Origin of the sequence: Streptomyces sp. NPDC053750, assembly GCF_044544295.1 — a bacterium.
Lineage (GTDB): Bacteria > Actinomycetota > Actinomycetes > Streptomycetales > Streptomycetaceae > Streptomyces.
In genome coordinates this window covers 606,213-624,148 of record NZ_JBITXB010000003.1, presented here as the reverse complement: position 1 = coordinate 624,148, position 17,936 = coordinate 606,213, and the positions used below count along the sequence as shown (strand labels likewise).

General features: G+C 72.8%; 15 protein-coding genes. 8 read left to right on the top strand and 7 right to left on the bottom strand.

All coding sequences use genetic code 11. The features are described 5' to 3' along the window. Positions 1–175 precede the first annotated feature (175 nt). Complete coding sequence (gene allR / locus ACIGO6_RS12170) at positions 176–979, top strand: allantoin degradation transcriptional regulator AllR (protein WP_399874716.1); 804 nt, start codon at positions 176–178, stop codon at positions 977–979. Positions 980–1,031: 52 nt separating this feature from the next. Here the strand turns inward: allR and ACIGO6_RS12165 are convergent, their stop codons facing one another. Beyond that, complete coding sequence (locus ACIGO6_RS12165) at positions 1,032–1,346, bottom strand: DUF5955 family protein (RefSeq protein WP_399874714.1); 315 nt, start codon at positions 1,344–1,346, stop codon at positions 1,032–1,034. Between the two features lie 197 nt (positions 1,347–1,543). Between ACIGO6_RS12165 and ACIGO6_RS12160 the strand changes: the two genes are divergently transcribed. Both ACIGO6_RS12160 and aceB read left to right on the top strand, forming a co-directional pair. Then, positions 1,544–2,143: an NTP transferase domain-containing protein gene (locus ACIGO6_RS12160; RefSeq protein ID WP_399874712.1), complete on the top strand. Its 600-nt coding sequence runs from the start codon at positions 1,544–1,546 to the stop codon at positions 2,141–2,143. 184 nt (positions 2,144–2,327) lie between these two features. Next, entirely contained in the window at positions 2,328–3,950 is a 1,623-nt protein-coding gene (aceB, locus tag ACIGO6_RS12155; protein ID WP_399874710.1) for a malate synthase A, read from the top strand. Positions 3,951–4,007: 57 nt separating this feature from the next. Here the strand turns inward: aceB and ACIGO6_RS12150 are convergent, their stop codons facing one another. Together ACIGO6_RS12150 and ACIGO6_RS12145 are read right to left on the bottom strand one after the other, a co-directional pair. Further along, positions 4,008–4,922, bottom strand: a complete 915-nt coding sequence (locus ACIGO6_RS12150; RefSeq protein WP_399874708.1) for a HipA family kinase — start codon at positions 4,920–4,922, stop codon at positions 4,008–4,010. 67 nt (positions 4,923–4,989) lie between these two features. Further along, on the bottom strand, positions 4,990–5,937 hold the full coding sequence (locus ACIGO6_RS12145; RefSeq protein WP_399874706.1) for a cation diffusion facilitator family transporter: 948 nt from the start codon (positions 5,935–5,937) through the stop codon (positions 4,990–4,992). Between the two features lie 236 nt (positions 5,938–6,173). Between ACIGO6_RS12145 and ACIGO6_RS12140 the strand changes: the two genes are divergently transcribed. Next, entirely contained in the window at positions 6,174–7,358 is a 1,185-nt protein-coding gene (locus tag ACIGO6_RS12140) for a type III polyketide synthase (protein ID WP_399874705.1), read from the top strand. Positions 7,359–7,379: 21 nt separating this feature from the next. Here the strand turns inward: ACIGO6_RS12140 and ACIGO6_RS12135 are convergent, their stop codons facing one another. Together ACIGO6_RS12135 and ACIGO6_RS12130 are read right to left on the bottom strand one after the other, a co-directional pair. Beyond that, on the bottom strand, positions 7,380–9,485 hold the full coding sequence (locus ACIGO6_RS12135; protein WP_399874703.1) for a SpoIIE family protein phosphatase: 2,106 nt from the start codon (positions 9,483–9,485) through the stop codon (positions 7,380–7,382). Positions 9,486–9,655: 170 nt separating this feature from the next. Further along, positions 9,656–11,203 carry an IucA/IucC family protein gene (locus ACIGO6_RS12130; protein WP_399874701.1) on the bottom strand — a complete coding sequence of 516 codons (1,548 nt, stop codon included), beginning with the start codon at positions 11,201–11,203 and terminating at the stop codon, positions 9,656–9,658. A gap of 106 nt (positions 11,204–11,309) precedes the next feature. Here ACIGO6_RS12130 and ACIGO6_RS12125 point away from each other — a divergent pair, with 106 nt between their 5' ends. Next, on the top strand, positions 11,310–12,833 hold the full coding sequence (locus ACIGO6_RS12125) for an IucA/IucC family protein (protein ID WP_399874699.1): 1,524 nt from the start codon (positions 11,310–11,312) through the stop codon (positions 12,831–12,833). Positions 12,834–12,861: 28 nt separating this feature from the next. Here ACIGO6_RS12125 and ACIGO6_RS12120 read toward each other — a convergent pair whose 3' ends face one another. Beyond that, positions 12,862–14,313 (bottom strand): amidase, encoded by a 1,452-nt coding sequence (locus ACIGO6_RS12120; protein ID WP_399874697.1) that lies wholly within the window; start codon positions 14,311–14,313, stop codon positions 12,862–12,864. 151 nt (positions 14,314–14,464) lie between these two features. Here ACIGO6_RS12120 and ACIGO6_RS12115 point away from each other — a divergent pair, with 151 nt between their 5' ends. From ACIGO6_RS12115 to ACIGO6_RS12105, 3 genes are all read left to right on the top strand, one after another. Next, positions 14,465–15,064: a TetR/AcrR family transcriptional regulator gene (locus ACIGO6_RS12115; protein WP_399874695.1), complete on the top strand. Its 600-nt coding sequence runs from the start codon at positions 14,465–14,467 to the stop codon at positions 15,062–15,064. A 91-nt stretch (positions 15,065–15,155) separates the two neighbouring features. Beyond that, complete coding sequence (locus ACIGO6_RS12110) at positions 15,156–16,430, top strand: vWA domain-containing protein (protein ID WP_399874693.1); 1,275 nt, start codon at positions 15,156–15,158, stop codon at positions 16,428–16,430. Further along, the gene (locus tag ACIGO6_RS12105; RefSeq protein WP_399874691.1) at positions 16,430–17,248 is read left to right on the top strand and encodes a hypothetical protein; all 819 of its coding nucleotides are present in this window, start codon (positions 16,430–16,432) and stop codon (positions 17,246–17,248) included. The genes ACIGO6_RS12110 and ACIGO6_RS12105 overlap by 1 nt, the downstream gene beginning before the upstream one ends. A gap of 40 nt (positions 17,249–17,288) precedes the next feature. Here ACIGO6_RS12105 and ACIGO6_RS12100 read toward each other — a convergent pair whose 3' ends face one another. Continuing rightward, positions 17,289–17,933, bottom strand: coding sequence for a winged helix-turn-helix transcriptional regulator (locus ACIGO6_RS12100; protein ID WP_399874689.1), 645 nt, complete (start codon positions 17,931–17,933; stop codon positions 17,289–17,291). Positions 17,934–17,936 lie beyond the last annotated feature (3 nt).

Here is a 17,936-nt window from a genome sequence, read left to right as displayed (position 1 = left end):
TTCCGTGGCGTCAAGAGGCACCCTTTGGGTGGGCATGCCCATCGACCCCGCCCTGGACGTTTCCACAAAGCGGAATTAGAATTCCAGCAAGCAGAACGTAGCTACGTACAAGCCGGTAGTCAACCGGCCGCCGGGTACGCTTCTTTCCTCCCGCCAGCCCCGAAAGGAACGTGCCGTGCCGACGTCCAGCGCCAGCACCACCGACTCCGCCAGGTCCGCCACAGGCGGCGTCCAGTCCCTGGAGCGCGCCTTCGACCTGCTCGAACGGATGGCGGACGCGGGCGGCGAGGTCGGCCTGAGCGAGCTCTCCGCCAGCAGCGGCCTGCCGCTGCCGACCATCCACCGCCTGATGCGCACGCTCGTGGCCTGCGGTTACGTACGCCAGCAGCCCAACCGGCGGTACGCGCTGGGCCCGCGCCTGATCCGGCTCGGCGAGTCCGCCTCCCGGCTGCTCGGCACCTGGGCCCGCCCGCACCTGGCCCGCCTGGTCGAGGAGACCGGCGAGACGGCGAACATGGCGCTGCTCGACGGCGACGAGATCGTGTACGTCGCCCAGGTGCCGTCCAAGCACTCGATGCGCATGTTCACCGAGGTCGGCCGGCGCGTCCTGCCGCACTCCACCGGCGTCGGCAAGGCGCTGCTCGCGGACTTCCCGGCGGACGAGGTGCGGGCCCTGCTGGGCCGCACCGGCATGCCGGCCGCGACCGACAAGACGATCACCACACCGGACGGCTTCATCGCGGCACTGGAGGACGTGCGGCGCCAGGGCTACGCGATCGACGACAACGAGCAGGAGATCGGCGTCCGCTGCCTGGCCGTTTCCGTGCCGAACTCCCCCACCGCGGCGGCCATCTCCATCTCCGGCCCGGCAGGCCGGGTCACGGAGGCGGCCACCGACCGGATGGTGCCGCTGCTCCAGCAGGTGGCGGCGGAGCTGTCGGAGGCCCTGCTCACCTCGAACGGCAACGCGCCCGCCTAGGGCCCGTCCGGCGGATCATGCCGCGCAGTGATCCCCGCCCGCGCGAGTGGGCTCAGCGGCGCGGGGGGTCGCCGAAGAGCTCCACGGCGTGACGGACCTCCATCAGCCCTTTCGACAGGGCGCTGACGGAGCCGATCGCGCCGACGATCAGCAACAGCGAGCGATGCAGGCGGGGCGCCTCGGGTACCCCGTGCGCGGTCATCGCGGCCAGGTCGGCCAGCTCGTCCTCGGCTATCGCCCGGTCCGGGAAGTCGGCAGGCAGCAGGGCGAGTTGGCGGCGCAACCGGGACACCGCGGTCCGCAGTGCCGCCACCCTCACGTCCTCGTCGCCGACGGTCACGTGCCTCTGCCCCAAGCTCCGCAACACAGCCCTCCCCCTCGCACTCCGTTGTGCGCCCCTGCCTTGTGAACATGCCGCGCGCCCCGTGGCACTGGTCGGGCGCCGGGACGCGGGCCAGTAAACGCCACCCGGTGCCGGGCGCGCCACTGGGCGGAGAGAAATTCAGCCCTCCGAAACCCCGCGCACGCCGGAGCGTTCGGCCGACGGTCCGGTATGCAGGACGCATGACGGACACCGAAGACCAGGTGGCGGGGCTGCTGCTCGCCGCCGGAGGCGGGCGGAGGCTCGGCGGACGGCCCAAGGCCCTGCTCGAACACCGCGGACACCTCCTCGTCGAACACGCGATCGCCGTGTTGCGTGCGGCCGGGTGCGCCCGCGTGCACGTCGTCCTGGGGGCGCGGGCCGAGGACGTACGGGCGCGGGCGGCGCTGGACGGCTGCGTCGTCGTCGACAACCCCGGGTGGGAACAGGGCATGGGCTCGTCCCTGCGCGCCGGGCTCGCCTCACTGGCCACGACCGGGGCCAAGGCGGCGTTGGTCTCGCTGGTTGACCAGCCCGGCATCGGCGCGGAGGCGATGGCGCGGGTGCGCGCCGGCTACCGGGACGAGACGTCGCTCGTGTCGGCGGCGTACGCGGGCGTGCGCGGGCACCCCGTCCTGCTCGGCGCAGCGCACTGGGCGGGGGTTTCGGCGACTGCCACCGGGGACCGGGGGGCACGCGCCTATCTGAGGGAACACGAGGCGGAGATCACGCTCGTCGAATGCGGGGACGTGGGACGGGCCTACGACATCGACACCGAGGCCGACCTGCGCCACCTTGAGTGAGGAGTGTGGCACTGGGCGCCACTGTCCCTCGACTCAGAGAATCTCGACATCAACAAACCATTGAAGTTCCACGATGAGGAAACTACTATCCACTGACCAGAAGCACTCGACCGCACAGCGAGTGCGCTATGCCCTATACGTGCCCGTTGGCACCCGGTGCCACCGCTGAAGGAAGTGACAGCTCATGTCCGCACCAGCGCCGTCCACGCTGGCCATCGTCGACGCCGAGCCCCTGCCCCGGCAGGAGGAGGTCCTCACCGATGCGGCGCTCGCCTTCGTGGCCGAGCTGCACCGGCGGTTCACGCCCCGGCGTGACGAGCTCCTCGCCCGCCGAGCGGAACGCCGCGCCGAGATCGCCCGCACCTCCACGCTCGACTTCCTCCCGGAGACCGCCGCGATCCGCGCGGACGACTCCTGGAAGGTGGCCCCGGCCCCCGCCGCACTGCAGGACCGCCGGGTCGAGATCACCGGCCCCACCGACCGCAAGATGACCATCAACGCCCTCAACTCGGGCGCGAAGGTCTGGCTCGCGGACTTCGAGGACGCCTCCGCCCCGACCTGGGAGAACGTCGTCCTCGGCCAGCTCAACCTGACCTCGGCCTACACCCGCACCATCGACTTCACGGACGAGCGCACCGGCAAGTCCTACGCCCTGCGCCCGAACGAGGAACTGGCGACGGTCGTCATGCGCCCGCGCGGCTGGCACCTCGACGAGCGCCACCTCCAGGTCGACGGCCGCCCGGTCCCCGGCGCCCTGGTCGACTTCGGCCTGTACTTCTTCCACAACGCCCAGCGTCTGCTGGACCTCGGCAAGGGCCCGTACTTCTACCTGCCGAAGACCGAGTCCCACCTGGAGGCCCGCCTCTGGAACGAGATCTTCGTCTTCGCGCAGGACTACGTCGGCATCCCGCAGGGCACCGTCCGCGCCACCGTCCTGATCGAGACGATCACGGCCGCGTACGAGATGGAGGAGATCCTCTACGAACTGCGCGACCACGCCTCCGGCCTGAACGCCGGCCGCTGGGACTACCTCTTCTCCATCGTCAAGAACTTCCGTGACGGCGGCGAGAAGTTCGTCCTCCCGGACCGCAACGCGGTGACGATGACGGCCCCGTTCATGCGGGCGTACACCGAACTCCTCGTCCGCACCTGCCACAAGCGCGGTGCGCACGCGATCGGCGGCATGGCGGCGTTCATCCCGTCCCGCCGGGACGCCGAGGTCAACAAGGTCGCCTTCGAGAAGGTCCGCGCCGACAAGGACCGCGAGGCCGGCGACGGCTTCGACGGCTCCTGGGTCGCCCACCCCGACCTGGTCCCGATCGCCATGGAGTCCTTCGACAAGGTCCTCGGCGACAAGCCGAACCAGAAGGACCGCCTGCGCGAGGACGTCGACGTCAAGGCGGCCGACCTGATCGCCATCGACTCCCTGGACGCCAAGCCGACGTACGCGGGTCTGGTCAACGCCGTCCAGGTCGGCATCCGCTACATCGAGGCCTGGCTGCGCGGCCTCGGCGCCGTCGCCATCTTCAACCTGATGGAGGACGCGGCCACCGCCGAGATCTCCCGTTCGCAGATCTGGCAGTGGATCAACGCGGAGGTCGTCCTCGACAACGGCGAGCAGGTCACCGCGGAGCTGGCCCGCAAGGTCGCCGCCGAGGAGCTGGCCAACCTCCGCGCCGAGATCGGCGACGAGGCCTTCGCGGCCGGCAACTGGCAGCAGGCCCACGACCTGCTGCTGACGGTCTCCCTCGACGAGGACTACGCCGACTTCCTGACCCTGCCGGCGTACGAGCAGCTCAAGGGCTGACGCCGCACGCCCCGCCGCGCCCCCGGTACCGCACGGCACCGGGGGCGCGGACGTGTGTCAGCCCAGGTGCACGGACCAGTCCTGCTCGGCGGGCGGCTTGCCGTGCAGGTCGGGGACGCGTTTGAGCCAGTCGGGCCGGCCGCGCTGCGTGCGCGCCGCCCGGGCGGCGTTCTCGGCGGCGATTTCCTCGCGGGTCGGGAAGTCGGCGGGCAGCCACTGGCGCGAGGCCCGCACGCGCGCGTGCAGGTAGTCCACGTAGGCGGCGCGCACCTCGTCCGGCGTGCCGAAATCGGCCTCGCAGGTCAGCCAGGCCTCCGGCACCCGGTCCACCACCTCCCGCAGCAGCTCCCGCGTCACCTTCGGCGCCAGTTCGGCGTCGGCGGCCGGAAGGTCGGGGGCGTAGTGGCCGAGGGCGTGGTGGCGGAAGTCGTACGCCTTCTCGGGCGGTGAGGCGCCCCAGCGGTGGTGGAAGACGAGGGCCGCGCCGTGGTCGATGAGCCACAGGCGCGGGGGGACGGTGCCGAGGGTGGGCCAGACCATGAGGTTGGAGCTGTGCACGGTCCGGTCGACGTTCACGGTGAGCGCGTCCAGCCAGACGACGCGGCCGGCCTCCCGCGCGTCCACCGGGAACACCTCGGCGACCTCGGGCGTGAAGTCGGCGCCGCCCGAGAGGTAGTCCATGCCGAGGTTGAGGCCGGCGCTGGCGTCCAGCAGGCCCCGCACCTCCTGGTGCGGCTCGTCGACGGCGATCGCCGGGTCGAAGTGGGCGAGGACCAAATTCGGCACCCGCAGCCCCAGCTCCCGGGCCAGCTCCCCCACGATCACCTCGGCCACCAGTGCCTTGCGGCCCTGCGCGGAGCCGGTGAACTTGAGGACGTAGGTGCCGAGGTCGTCGGCCTCGACGACGGCGGGCACGGAGCCGCCGGACCGCAGGGGCTCGATGTAGCGGGTCGCAGTGACTTCGGTCAGCATTCTGAGAATCGTAACCGGGCGTGACAGTCCAGCTGGGTGGGCACCGACCACGGCTGAGCCTTGGTCGTCAGTCGGCGCTCCGGGGCGGGGTCGGGTCGAGGTAGACGCGTTTGACCGCCGGGATCAGGGTCCGCAGGCGGGATTCGGCCTCTTCGCAGGCTGCCTCGATCTGGTCCGACGTCGCGATGTCGCGGAAGTCGATCTTGGCGGCGATGAGGATCTCGGCCGGTCCCTGCACGATCGTCGTCAACTCCAGGACGTCCTCGATGTACTGGACGGCCCTCAGCTCCCGGGACACGGCGTCCCGTACGGGTGCGGGCAGGGCCCGGCCGATGAGGAGTTCGGTGTTGGACCGGCCCAGGACCCACGCGACAAGGACGAGCAGCAGGCCGATGAGGATGGAGGCGATTCCGTCCCACACATGGGATCCGGTCAGCTGGCCGCCCAGGAGTCCGAGCGCGGCCAGCACCAGGCCGACGAGGGCGGCCGTGTCCTCCATGACGACCGCCTTGACGGCTGTGTCCGGCGTGCGCCGCAGATAGCGGAGCACGGGGACGCGGAAGTGTCTGGCTCTTCCGGTGGCCTGCTTGACTCCGGTGCGCAGGGAGAAGGCCTCCAGCAGGAAAGCGACCGCGAGCACGAGGTAGGAGATCAGCGGGTCGCCGGGTTTCTCGCTGTGCGTCAGAGCATGAATGCCGTCGTAGACGGCGAACACACCACCACCGACGAAGGTGGCGACGGAAGCGAGGAGCGCCCAGATGTAGCGCTCGGGACCGTGTCCGAGAGGGTGTTCGCCGTCCGCCGGCTTCTTGCTGCGCTTGAGGGCGATCAGCAGGAGGAGCTCGGTGAAGGTGTCGGCGACCGAGTGTGCGGCCTCGGACAGCATCGCGCTGGAACCGCTGATGACGCCCGCGACGGCCTTGGCCAGGGCGACGCCGAAGTTGGCCGCGGCGGCCACGATCACGGTGAAGACGGAGCCGCTCGACCCTCGCTCGGACTCACCCTTGGTAGTCATTTCCCTACACTAAGTCGCCAAGCTGCCGATTGACGGCACGTCAGGGAGAGGTCGGCGGATCACACCGGAAGCTGCCGCTCCAGCAGTGTGCGCCGTGTCACGAACCCGAATTCCCGCCCAAGTTGTGTGGGTCACAGCGCAAATGTCCCTTTGGCGTACAAGCTCGACGCGGCTGCCGGTGCGCCCGAAGTCGCGCGCACCGGCACCTCCTTGTTCACCGGAGAAAGGTGCGAACCGTGGCCGCTTACCTGTGCCCTCCCGCCGTCATACACGGCGAGCACGCCGTGGAGACCAGCCGGATCGTGGCCGAAGTACGCGACCGGCACCCGCACGCGGCGTGGGCGCCGCGGATCGACGGCATCGCGGCCAGTACCGGCATCGAGACCCGCGGGTGGATGCTGCCGCTGGAGACCGCCGTCGCCCCGGGCAACGGGAGCGGCCTGCCGCCCGCCGGCCGCGGACCGGCCCGAGAGGCGCTGGCCCGCGACGGGTTCACCGACCCTGACGTGGACCGGGTGCTCGCCGCCCTGGAGGCGATACCCACACCGCAGACCATCCAGGAGCGCACCGCGCCTGCCTGGGCGGCCGTGCAGGCGTACGGGGAGCGGGCGGCCCGCGGGGCCCTGCAGATCGCCGGACTGGACGCGGCGGACGTCGACTGCCTGATCACCAGCAACTCCACCACCCCGGCGCTGCCGGGTCTGGACGTCTCCCTGGCCAACAGGCTTCCGCTCCGCGACGACGTGATGCTGCTGCCGGCCACCCAGTGGGCCTGCATAGCCGGGACCCGCTCCCTGGCGCTGGCGGCGGATCTCGTGGCGGCGGACCCCGACCGGGTGGTCCTGGTCGTCATCTCCGAAGCGCTGAGTACGACCTACCAGCCCGCGGACGACACGCTGGAGTCCCTGATCGTCCGGTTGCTGTTCGCGGACACCGCGGTCGCCGCTGTGGTCACGGGCCGTCAGAGGCCCGGGTCGGTACTGCGGCTGGACGCCGCCTGGCACCACACCCTGCCGGGCACCCAGGACCTGCACCGCCTGGAGACACGGGCGGACGGCACCCACTTCGTGATGGACCGGCGCGGACCGCGCGCCGTGCAGCAGACGGTCACCGCGATGTGGGAGTGGCTGCGCGACCGTTACCAGGACGACCCGGACTCCTGGCACCCCGACGTCCTGCTCGCGCACCCCGGCGGGACCCGGGTGCTGGAGTACATGGAGCAGACGATGCCCGCCGGATGGCCCGCGGGGCTGCTGGACCACAGCCGGGACAGCTACACCGGCGGCAACCGCGGCGGCGCCGCCGTGTTCGACATCATGCGCCGGGCGCACGACGCCGGGCAGGCGCCGGGGAATCGTGCCGTGCTGTACGCGGCGGCTCCGGGCCTGACGGCGACCGCTCTGGACGGAGAGTGGCTCTAGGAGGTGCCGTTGGGGTCGTGCCTACCGCGCGACTTCCGCCCAGACCACCTTGCCGGTGTCCGTCCACCGCACCCCCCACCGGCTGGTGAGTCCGTGCACGACGTGCAGGCCGCGACCGGCGTCGTCGAGGAGTCCGGTGCGGCCCAGCCGCGGCCGGCCGTTGCCGGTGTCGCCCACCTCGCACAGCAGGCCGTGACCGACCCTGATCAGCCGTACCGTGATGGGCCCGGCCGCGAAGCGGACCGCGTTGGTGACCAGCTCGCTGACCAGCAGCACCACGCTGTCCCGGGTGTCGTCCCTGGTGCGCCACCGCGCCAGCAGCGCGGAGACCAGCGTGCGGGCCCGGGCGGCGGCGTCGTCGCGGGCGGGCAGTCGCCAGGTCGCGGTGTCTCCCTTGCGGTAACCGATCATGCGCGCGAGCAGCAGGGTCACGTCGTCGCGCCGGCGCACCGGAGCCAGCTCGGCGACCACGTGCCGTGCGGCCTGCTCCAGGGCGTCCCAGGGGTGCACCGTGGACACCACGTCCGCCAGCCTGCCGATGCCCTCGTCGATCAGCACGGCGGGATCCTCCACCAGGCCGTCGGTGTAGAGGGCGAGCAGGGAGCCCGGGGGCGCGGCGAAGGTGTGCACGTGGAAGGGCTCCCGCAGCGCGAACTCGGCGCCCAGCCCCGGATGGGGAGGGACCGCGAGCAGTTCGGTGCGCCCGTCCGGGCGTACCAGGACCGGGGGGAGGTGGCCGGCGCTGGCCAGCGCCACCTGGTGGCTGACCGGGTCGTAGACGACGATGCAGCAGGTGGACCCGAGGGCGCTGTAGCCGGCGGCCAGTCCGGAGTCCGCGTCGTCCAGCAGCGACACGGTCTCGTCCAGGTGTTCCAGCACCTCGTCGGGTGCCAGCCCCGCGGACAGCAGCGCGCGGGCCTCCATGCTCAGCTGGCCCATGGTCGCCGCCGCTCCCAGGCCGTGCCCGACGACGTCCCCGACCATCAGCGCGGTACGGCCGTCCGGCAGCGGGAAGCTGTTCACCCAGTCACCGCCGACGCCCGCGCTGTCGGGGGTGGCGGGCTGGTAGACGCTGGCGGTCTCGACGGTGTCACCGCCGGCCCGGGGCAGCAGCCGGCGCTGCAACGCCAGTACCTGCGTGTGCTCGCGCTGGTGGCGACGGGCCAGGTCGACGTGGTGGGAGGTCCGGGCCACCAGCTCCTGGAGGTCGAGCAGCTCGCCGTCGTCGAAAGGAGGACGGTCCGCCCGCCGCCAGACCTCCGCCACTCCCAGGACGACGGGCGGCGTGCCCTCCAGGACCAGCGGTACGCACACCACGCACACCGACCGGTCACCGGGCACCAGGGCGCGTACCAGCCGCGGACTGTCGAGTACCCGTTCGATCGCCTCCCGGTCGGGTATGACGATGGCCTGCGGGGCGTCGTCCCGCCGTATGGCCCGCGCCAGCAGGCGGCTCGCGTCGCGGGGAAGATCGTCGCCCGGAGTCACATAGCCCTCGGGCCAGGCCCGGTCCGGCACCAGGGCCGCCCGCCGCAGCCGGATGCGCCCCTGCCCGTGCTCGGTGATGCCCTCACCCGTCCACACGGCGTAGTCGAGGTCGACGGCGGCCACGTCCCCCCAGGCCAGCAGGGACTGCGCCAGGGACTGCGCGGTCTCGCCGATGTCCAGCGAGGTGCCGATCGCGGTCTCGGCGGCGTACAGGTGCAGCCTCCTGGCCATGGCGATCACGGAGACGGTCAGGCCCTCCTGGGGAGCCGCGGCGGCCAGGATGCTGAGCGAGACCACCAGCTCCGACCCGTCGCTGCGCCGCAGGCGCTGGACCCGGGCGACATGCGCCTCACCGGTCTCGAGGACCTGCCGCAACCGCCGGGTGACCGTCGGTACGTCCCCGGGTGGCAGAAGGTCGACGAAGGGGCTCCCCGTCACGGCGTCCAGCCCCGCGAAGACGGGGGCGTCCAGATTGCAGCGGGTGATCCTCAGATCCCGGTCCAGGTTGACCGCACCGAGGATCTGCTCCTGACGGCCGGCTGTCGCGGCCTCCGCTCCGCCGCGCGGGATGTACTTCCCCAGGGCGCGGCTGACCAGGTCGAACGGCGCCGAGGACGAAGGGGAGGGGGTCGAGTCCATGCGGCTGCCTCAGCTCGCTCGCCGACCCCGGCACCGCGCCGGGGCCGTACTCGGACCCGTGCGACGGGGGCCCGAGATTCCTGACCGCACACCTCATTCAATAACACCCCGGGCCGCTTCGCCCACACCAGCGGAGCGCGCAGGGAACGCGAGCACTCGGTCGCCGGCCCTCACGGTCCGAGCAGCGGGTTGGGCAGCGGACGGTAGCGGGCGGCGGCGCCGTCCGCGCCGGTCCAGCGCAGCAGGAGGTTCGTCTTGGCGGGGAGGGCGGGGGCGGCGAGCAGGGCGGGGACCTCGGGCAGGTCGTGGCGGGCCAGCGCGTGGCGGGCGGCGGGCCAGGGGTCGAATCCGGGGTGGTGCTCGGTGAGGGCCCCGGCGATCTCCAGCAGGTGGTTGACGACCAGGCAGTACACGAGCCGCTCCCAGCCCGCCGCCCGGGAGGTGTCCGGCAGCAGCTTGACGCCCTCCGCGTCCCGGAACAGGGCCTGCACCGGGGTGCCGCCGGCGTCCACGGCGACCAGGGTGTTCTGCAGGTGCGCCTCGAGGACGACGCCGTCGTCGGCGAAGGCGGTCAGGACGGGCGGGATCACGACGGCGAGGTACGCCTCCCACCAGGCGGCCGGGTCCCGCGTGTCCTGGAGCGGGCTGCCCGGGTAACCCTCCACCAGGGCGGCGGCGAGCAGCGGGGTCGCGCCGGGCACGACGTGGGTGCGCAGTCCGTCGCGGACGACGACGGCGAGTTCCTCGAAGGCGAAGTCGGCGGTGCGGTGGCCGCGGTCGCCCAGCCACACCGCCGGGGGGCCGATCGCGGCGAAGGCCTCCGTGACCGCGGTGTCGGTGCGGCGCAGTTTCAGCAGGTCGTGGCGCCACAGGCGGCGGATGTCGTTGGTGATGCGCACGTCGAGGCTGAACTTCAGGAACAGGTCGGGTTCCGGTGCGTACACCGTGCGGATGGCGGCCGTCGGCCAGACGGGGAACGCCGTCCGGCCCAGCCGGACCAGCCGGCCGTCGGCGAAGGCGGGGGCGAGGGTGGTCGCCGTCAGCTCCAGCTGCCAGGGATGGGCCGGCAGCAGCCGGTAGCCGGACGGGGCCTCCCCCAGGGCGTCCAGGGCGGCGGTGTCGCCCTCCTCGACGACCGTGTCCGCCCGCACGGCGAGCAGCGTCAGCGGGAACCGGGCGTGCGCCTCGGGCGCGTACGGCAGCCAGCCGGCGTGCGGGCCGCCGCCGCGCGCCTTGGGGGCCGGGTGGTGGGTGTGGCCGGTGAGGAGGGACTGCTCCGAGCGCAGGTACGGGTCGTCGGGCGGGGTGGCACGCGCGCGTGCCGTCAGCAGCGCGGCCACCACGTCCCGGCTGTCGGCCATCTCGGTAGGCAGCTCGTGGTTGGGCAGGCCGGTGTGCCGGCGCAGTTCCTCGGCGACCAGTTTGACCAGTTCGGTGTGGCCGACGCGGTGCCAGCCGCCGCCGTCCGCCGCGCGCACCTCCGGTTGGGCGGGCCGCCGGCCCGCGCGCACCCGCAGCAGCCGGCCACCGGGCAGCCGGTACACCGGCCGATCGCCGGGGGCGGTGGCGGTGGCCGTGGCGGGAAGGGGTTCGGCGACCTCCCGCAGCAGGCAGTTCAGCAGCGGCACGGCCGCGTGGGCGTCGGCGCGCCGGGCGACTTCGTCCGAAGAGGCGGCGTCGGCGCCGGTGGGCGGGGGCAGGACATCCACGCGTTCCACTCGTTCCCTACGGTCTGTCAAAGGGTGGAGACGATCAGTATGTCGGTCGTCATGCCGGCCGTCGTCCCCCAGCAGGGCCGTACCCCCGTACCCGAGGAGCCCGCACGTGCACCGTCCTGACACCGCCGAGGCAGAGGTCGCCGAGGAACTGGCCGCGGTCCGGCCCCGGCTCGTCCCCCGGTACGGGGCCGAGCTGCCCGGCGCCCGCGCGGCCGTGCTGTCCCGGCTGTGGCGTGCGTTCGCCCATGAACCGCTGCCATGGATCGCGGGCCGGGAGACCGCCCGGGACGGACTCGTCCTGCGCCTCGGGGACGGGCGCCAACTGGCCGGCCCGGCCGCCGACCCCTACCGCACGGACGCCTACGTCCGCGTCGTACGGCTCGACGAGGTGCCGTACGACGATCCGGCGCGGCTGGTGACGGACCTCGCCGTACCGCACTCGGCGGGGTTCGCCGCCGAACTCGGGCACAGTGTGGCGTCATTGGCGCTGTCGAGAGCGGGAGCTGAACATCACCCGGACGAGTGGCCGGACAGCGACTGGGCCTGGGAGCGGCGGGTGGTCGACGGGCACCCGTTCCATCCCAACTGCCGCTCCCGGCCGGGCTTCTCGGTGGCGGAACAGCTCGCGTACGGACCCGAGCACGCCCCGGTGGTGGGACTGGGCCTCGTGCCGGTGCCGGCGGTCGAGTGCCTGGTGAGCGGGGTGTGGCCGCGGGACCTGCGGGACGGGGCGTCGCTGCTGCTCCCGGTCCATCCGTGGCAGGCGGCTCACGTGCTCAAGCGGCCGTGCGACGAGCAGCTCGCCGCGCATCCGCTGATGTCCCTGCGGACGCTCGCCGTGCCCGGCGGGCCGCACGTCAAGACGGCGCTGAGCACCCGGCTGACGTCCTCGGTGCGGGACATCTCGGTCGCCTCGATCGCCGCGTCGGCCACCCTGTCGTCCTTCGGGGAGGCGCTGGCGGCGCGCATGGACGGCCTGCTCCACGTGACCCGCACGCTGGGCGCGGCCACCGCCCACTCCCCCGACCTGGCCGCCGTACTGCGCGAGTCGCCGCAGGTGTACGCGGCCCCCGGCGAGCGGGTCGTGCCGGTCGCCGCGCTGGCGACCACCGACCTGCCCCGCTCCCCGGCATGGCTGGCCGCCTTCGCCCGCCTCGCGCTGACCGTCGGACTGCGCGCGCTGGAGCTGGGCGTAGCGCTGGAGGCACACGGACAGAACCTCCTCGTCGCTCTGTCCCCGACGGGCGATCCGCTGCGCCTGGTCTACCGCGACCTGGCCGACATCCGAATCTCCCCGGCCCGCCTCGCCCACCACGGCCTCCCGGCCCCCGGGCTGCCCGCCCGCATGCTCACGGACGACGCGACGACACTGCGCCGCAAGCTGTTCGGGTCGTTGGTGGGGGGCGCGCTGGCATCGGTCGCGGGCTCGGGTCCGGCGCTGGGCGCGGCGCTGGAGGGGGCCGTACGGGAGCTGCCGCGCACCGGGGACCTGCGAGCGCTGTGCGGGGCGTCGCTGCCGGTGAAGGCGTTGACGGTGATGCGGCTGACGCCCGACCGTACGGGGGACATCTGGACCGAGCTGCCGAGTCCCCTGACGGCCGGGCGGCCTGCGTCGGACGGACAGGGCTGACAGGGCGGACAGGGCTGAGAGGGCTGTCTCAGGCGCGCGTAGGGTTCCCCGCCCACACCGTGGGGGTCCGGCCCGACCACGGGCTTGCCTGTTCGAGTTGTCCGGCGAGGCGGAAGAGGCGGCCTTCGAGCCCGTAACCGGCGGCGAACTGCATACCGATCGGGAGCCCCGTCCCGGCGTCGGCCGTCACGGGCACGGACATGGCGGGCGTACCCGCCACGTTGAACGCCATGGTGAACGGCGAACGGTCGTTGAGGCGGTCGATCCAGCCGAGGCCGTCCAGCGCCTCGGCGCCCTCGGCATACGCGCCCAAGGGCATGGGCAGCTCCGGCAGGGTCGGGGTGAGCAGGATGTCGTGGGTGTCGAAGTACCGTGCCAGGCTCCGGGCGACCCGGTTCCGGATCCCGAGCGCGGAGACGAACTGGGCGCCGCTGACCCGCTGTCCGTAGTGGTAGCCGGCGAGGGTCGCCGGCTCGAGGGTCGTGGCGTCGACGGGCCGGTCGAAGGCGGCGGCCAGCTCGTCGACCGAGGCCGTGAGGTTCGCCGTCGACAGCCGGGCGTTGGCCAGCACGAACTCCTCCCAGTCGGCGCCCAGCTCGACCTCGGCCTCCGTCACCCGGTGGCCGAGGGATTCGAGCAGGCGCACGGTACGAGCAAGGGCGTCGGCCACCGGTGCGCTGGTACGGCGTCCGCCCCAGCCCTGGCCGAGGACACCGATCCGCAGCGGGCCCGGGTGGCGGGTGACCTCCTGCGCGTAGGGCCGGGACGGCTGCTGGGCGAAGTAGGGGTCGCCCGGTTCCGGGCCGCGCATCCGGTCGAGCAGTGCCGCGCTGTCGCGTACGGTGCGGCTGACGCTGCCGTGCACGGCCAGGCCGCTGAAGGTCTCGTCGACGTCGGGTCCCATGGAGACCCGGCCACGGGTGGGCTTCATGCCGAAGAGGCCGTTGCAGGCGGCGGGTATGCGCAGCGAGCCGGCCGCGTCGGTGGCATGGGCGATCGGGACCACCCCCGCGGCGACGGCCGCGCCCGCACCCCCGCTGGATCCGCCCGCGCTCCGCTCCGGGTCCCACGGGTTGCGGGTCGGGCCGTACAGCACGGGTTCCGTCGTGATGCTGTAGGCCAGCTCCGGTGTGGCGGTGCGCCCGAACGTCACGAGGCCGGCCCGTCGGAAGCGCGCCATCAGGGCGGAGTCGGCGCCGGCGACGTTGCCGGCCGCGAGCCGGCTGCCCAGCTCCGACCGCCTCCCGGCCATGGTGACGCCGATGTCCTTGATCAGGAACGGGACTCCGGCCAGTGGCGTGCTGCCGGGGGTGGGCTCGTCGTCGGCCGGCCACGTCTCCACGACGGCGTTGATCCGCGGATTGACCGCGTCGGCGGCCTCGCGCGCGGCCGCTTCCAGTTCGGCGGGGGCCACCTCGCCCTTGGCCACCAGCTCCGCGAGCCCGACCGCGTCGAAGGTCACGTACTCGGTCACTCTCATCTGCCACTCCCAGGGAAGAACGATACCGATGAGTGCCGGACGATACCGATCGGTATCGCACGGGACGGATTGGTACCGTAGCAGGGGCGAGAACACCCGTCCGACCCACCCGCTCGACCCCACTCATCCGACCCAACCTCACGGAGCAGGCATGACATCGACCGCCGGCAGGCCGAGCAGGGTGGCGAAACTGCCGCCCCGTGAGCGCATCCTCGACGCGGCGGAAGAGCTCTTCCAGAGCGAGGGGATCCGGCGGGTGGGCGTCCAGGCGATCGCCGAGAAGGCCGAGACCACCAAGATGGCGATCTACCGGCACTTCGAGACCAAGGACGCCCTGGTCGCGGAGTGGCTGCGCATCGTCGCCGCCGACTACCAGGCGGCCTTCGACCGGGTCGAGGCCGAGCACCCCGGCCGGCCCAGGGAGCAGATCCTGGGTGTGGCCCGCTTCATCGCCGAGGGGTTGCCGACGCTCTCCCACCGGGGCTGCCCGTTCATCAACTCCCTCGCCGAACTGCCCGACCGCTCCCATCCCGCGCGGCAGGTGATCGAGGAGCACAAGGCGCGGCAGACCCGCCGGCTGGTCGGCATGTGCACCGAGGCCGGACTGTCCGACCCCGAGCAGGCCGCGGCCGAAATCACCTTCGCGCTCGAAGGCGCACAGGTCAGCACGCAGAACGGGAGCATCGACCGGGCCGGGGACCGAGTGATGCGGATCGTCGAGGGGATCGTCGACCGGCATCCACGAGGGTGAGGCGGCACGGCTGACGGTGCGTCGGTCACGGGCCCGGCGAGCACCACCTGCCGTTTTGGAGCCGGACACCCTTGATCAATAAGATCCGCCGATGATCACAAGAACACGGCTGGCGGCGGGTGCCTGTGCCCTGCTCGCCGCGCTGGCGGCCGGGATCGCCTTCCCGGCCGGAGCGGCCGCCGGTGAACCCACGGGTCAGGACGCACCGAAGGTCGACCTCGTGCTCGACGTCAGCGGTTCGATGCGCACCCGGGACATCGACGGCGGTACGCGGATGGCCGCGGCGAAGCAGGCGTTCAACGAGGTGCTCGACGCGACACCGGAGGAGGTGCAGCTCGGCATCCGGACCCTGGGCGCCAACTACCCGGGCGACGACCGCAAGACGGGCTGCAAGGACACCGCGCAGCTCTACCCCGTCGGCCCGCTGGACCGCACCGAGGCCAAGACGGCGGTGGCGACCCTCTCACCCACCGGCTGGACGCCGATCGGCCCCGCGCTGCTCAAGGCGGCCGACGACCTCGACGGAGGGAACGGCTCCAAGCGGATCGTGCTGATCAGCGACGGCGAGGACACCTGCGCCCCGCTCGACCCGTGCGAGGTGGCCCGCGAGATCGCCGCCAAGGGCATCGGGCTGACCATCGACACGCTGGGCCTGGTCCCCAACGCCAAGATGCGGCAGCAGCTCAGCTGCATCGCCGAGGCGACCGGCGGGACGTACACCTCCGTCGAGCACACCGAGGAACTCACCGACAAGGTCAACCAGTTGGTGGACCGGGCGGCCGACCCGGTGGTGACACCGGTCGCCACCGAGGGCGCGGACACCTGCGCGAAGGCGCCGACGCTGAAGTCGGGGCTGTACACCGACCGCGAGGAGTTCGGGCAGCAGCGCTGGTACCGGGTGGACGTACTGCCCGGCCAGGAGCTGCGCGCCTCGGTGAGCGTGTCCGCCGACCGCGCCGTGAACCCGTCCTACGGGGTGCTGCTGCGGGCGGTCACGGTGCACGGTCGGGAGATCGTACGCGGTGAGGCGGCGGACAACGGCCGTACGGACGTGATCTCGACGGGCCTGCGCCACCCGAAGCCGGAGCTCGACGACGCGGACGCCGACAAGCCGGCCGCGGAGGCCGTGTGCCTCCAGGTCACCAACTCCTTCTCCGTGGCCTCCGGGGTGAAGACGACCCCCGGTCTGCCGCTGGAGCTGACGGTCGACGTCGTGGACGGCCCGAGCGACGCCGACGACGTGGCCGCCTTCGGCCTCGGACGCGGCTGGTGGCTGCTCGGCGTACTCGTGCTCGTCGGGTTCCTCGCCGGTCTGCTGTGGGGCTGGCTGTCGCGCTGGCGGTTCGCTGTCTGGAGGACCAACTGATGCGCATCACCCGTATCACCCGAGCGTTGAGCACCTCACTGCTGCTGCTCGGCCTCGCCGCGGCGCCCGCGGTGGCCGACTCCTCGCCCTCCGCGAGCGCGTCGGAGGACGGCGGTGACGGCGGTGCGCCGACCACGGCGGGCACGTCCTTCCGTACGGCGACGGAGATCGAGCAGGGCCAGCAGGCCACGGCGAACGGCTCCGCGGGCGACTACCTGTACTGGTCGTTCCCGGCGGACGCCGGACAGCGCCCCACCGTCAAGGCCACGGTGAAGCTGCCCGAGACGCACGCCGCCGAGACCTGGCGGATCGACGTGTACGACGGTCTGCGCCGCCGCCAGGCCTGCCAGTGGGGCGCCCAGACCCGCACCGCGGCCGAGGGCACGCCCTCCGTGGAGCTGGCCTGCGTGCTGCGCACGGTCCGCGCCTGGTCCGAGCCGTGGGCCAACGACCCGCTGCCGGGCACGTACTACGTCCGGCTGACGGCGGTGAACCTCCCGACGTCCGACCTCGGCGTCCCGGTCGGCACCGAGATCCGGGTCGACTCCAAGGACATCGGCGGAGCCGCCGCGGTGGACGGTTCACTGTCCGAGCCGCTGGTGCCGGGCATAGCGGCGAAGTCCGGCGAGGACGAGGACTCGGAGCGCGGCGCCGTGCTGTCCGCGATCGAGCCCGAGGACGGCTGGTCGTCGGGCTGGTGGTCGGACCGGTGGGTGTGGACCGGGATCGGCGCGGTGCTGGCCGCGCTGGCGGGCATCGGCGGGTACGCGCTGACGCGCGGCTCCGGACGCCCGTCGCGGGTACCGCCGGGCGCGTGAGTCCCCGTCAGGAGGCCCGCCCCGGCGGGCCTCCTGACGTTCAACCCCTGAGCACCTTGGCCGCCGCCCCGTCGCCGGTCACCTCGACGCGCCCGTCCCGCACCGCGTCGCGCAGGTCCAGTTCCCCGCGGCTGAGGGCGGCGCACGTCCCGGCGTCCAGCACCAGCCGGGCGTCGGGCTCTCCGGGGGCGGGCCCGTCCCCGTACACGGGACCTTCGCCCTCCGCACCGGCGTACAGATGGAAGTCGCCCTCCTCCAGACGGACTTCGACCACCCCCTCCCCCACTCCCGCCGCCCGCAGGGCCCGCAGCAGGGGCAGCGCGAACCAGTGGGCCCGCACCGCGTCCGTGGGCCGCCGCTCCCCCAGCTCACCGGCGCCCCACGCCCCGAGCGCCTCCAGGACGGGCAGCAACTCACGTCCGCGCGGGGTGAGTTCGTAGACGTACGCCGCCCCCGGCGGGGGCAGCCGGCGCCGGGTGGCCAGCCCCTCCCGCTCCATGTCCTTCAGCCGCGAGGCGAGTACGTCCGTACTGACGCCCGGCAGATCGGCGTGCAGGTCGGTGTAGCGCCGCGGACCGGCGAGGAGCTCGCGGACGATCAGCAGGGTCCAGCGGTCGCCGACGGCGTCGAGCGCGCGGGCGACGGAACAGTACTGGTCGTAGCTTCGGCGAGGACGAGGTGACATGCG

Bases quoted from the DNA above. Each gene is read 5' to 3' on its own strand.
- ACIGO6_RS12115 (WP_399874695.1), top strand. From the start codon at position 14,465: ATGACATCGACCGCCGGCAGGCCGAGCAGGGTGGCGAAACTGCCGCCC.
- ACIGO6_RS12145 (WP_399874706.1), bottom strand. From the start codon at position 5,937: ATGACTACCAAGGGTGAGTCCGAGCGAGGGTCGAGCGGCTCCGTCTTC.
- ACIGO6_RS12100 (WP_399874689.1), bottom strand. From the start codon at position 17,933: ATGTCACCTCGTCCTCGCCGAAGCTACGACCAGTACTGTTCCGTCGCC.
- ACIGO6_RS12105 (WP_399874691.1), top strand. From the start codon at position 16,430: ATGCGCATCACCCGTATCACCCGAGCGTTGAGCACCTCACTGCTGCTG.
- ACIGO6_RS12150 (WP_399874708.1), bottom strand. From the start codon at position 4,922: ATGCTGACCGAAGTCACTGCGACCCGCTACATCGAGCCCCTGCGGTCC.
- ACIGO6_RS12110 (WP_399874693.1), top strand. From the start codon at position 15,156: ATGATCACAAGAACACGGCTGGCGGCGGGTGCCTGTGCCCTGCTCGCC.
- aceB (WP_399874710.1), top strand. From the start codon at position 2,328: ATGTCCGCACCAGCGCCGTCCACGCTGGCCATCGTCGACGCCGAGCCC.
- ACIGO6_RS12120 (WP_399874697.1), bottom strand. From the start codon at position 14,313: ATGAGAGTGACCGAGTACGTGACCTTCGACGCGGTCGGGCTCGCGGAG.
- ACIGO6_RS12160 (WP_399874712.1), top strand. From the start codon at position 1,544: ATGACGGACACCGAAGACCAGGTGGCGGGGCTGCTGCTCGCCGCCGGA.
- ACIGO6_RS12135 (WP_399874703.1), bottom strand. From the start codon at position 9,485: ATGGACTCGACCCCCTCCCCTTCGTCCTCGGCGCCGTTCGACCTGGTC.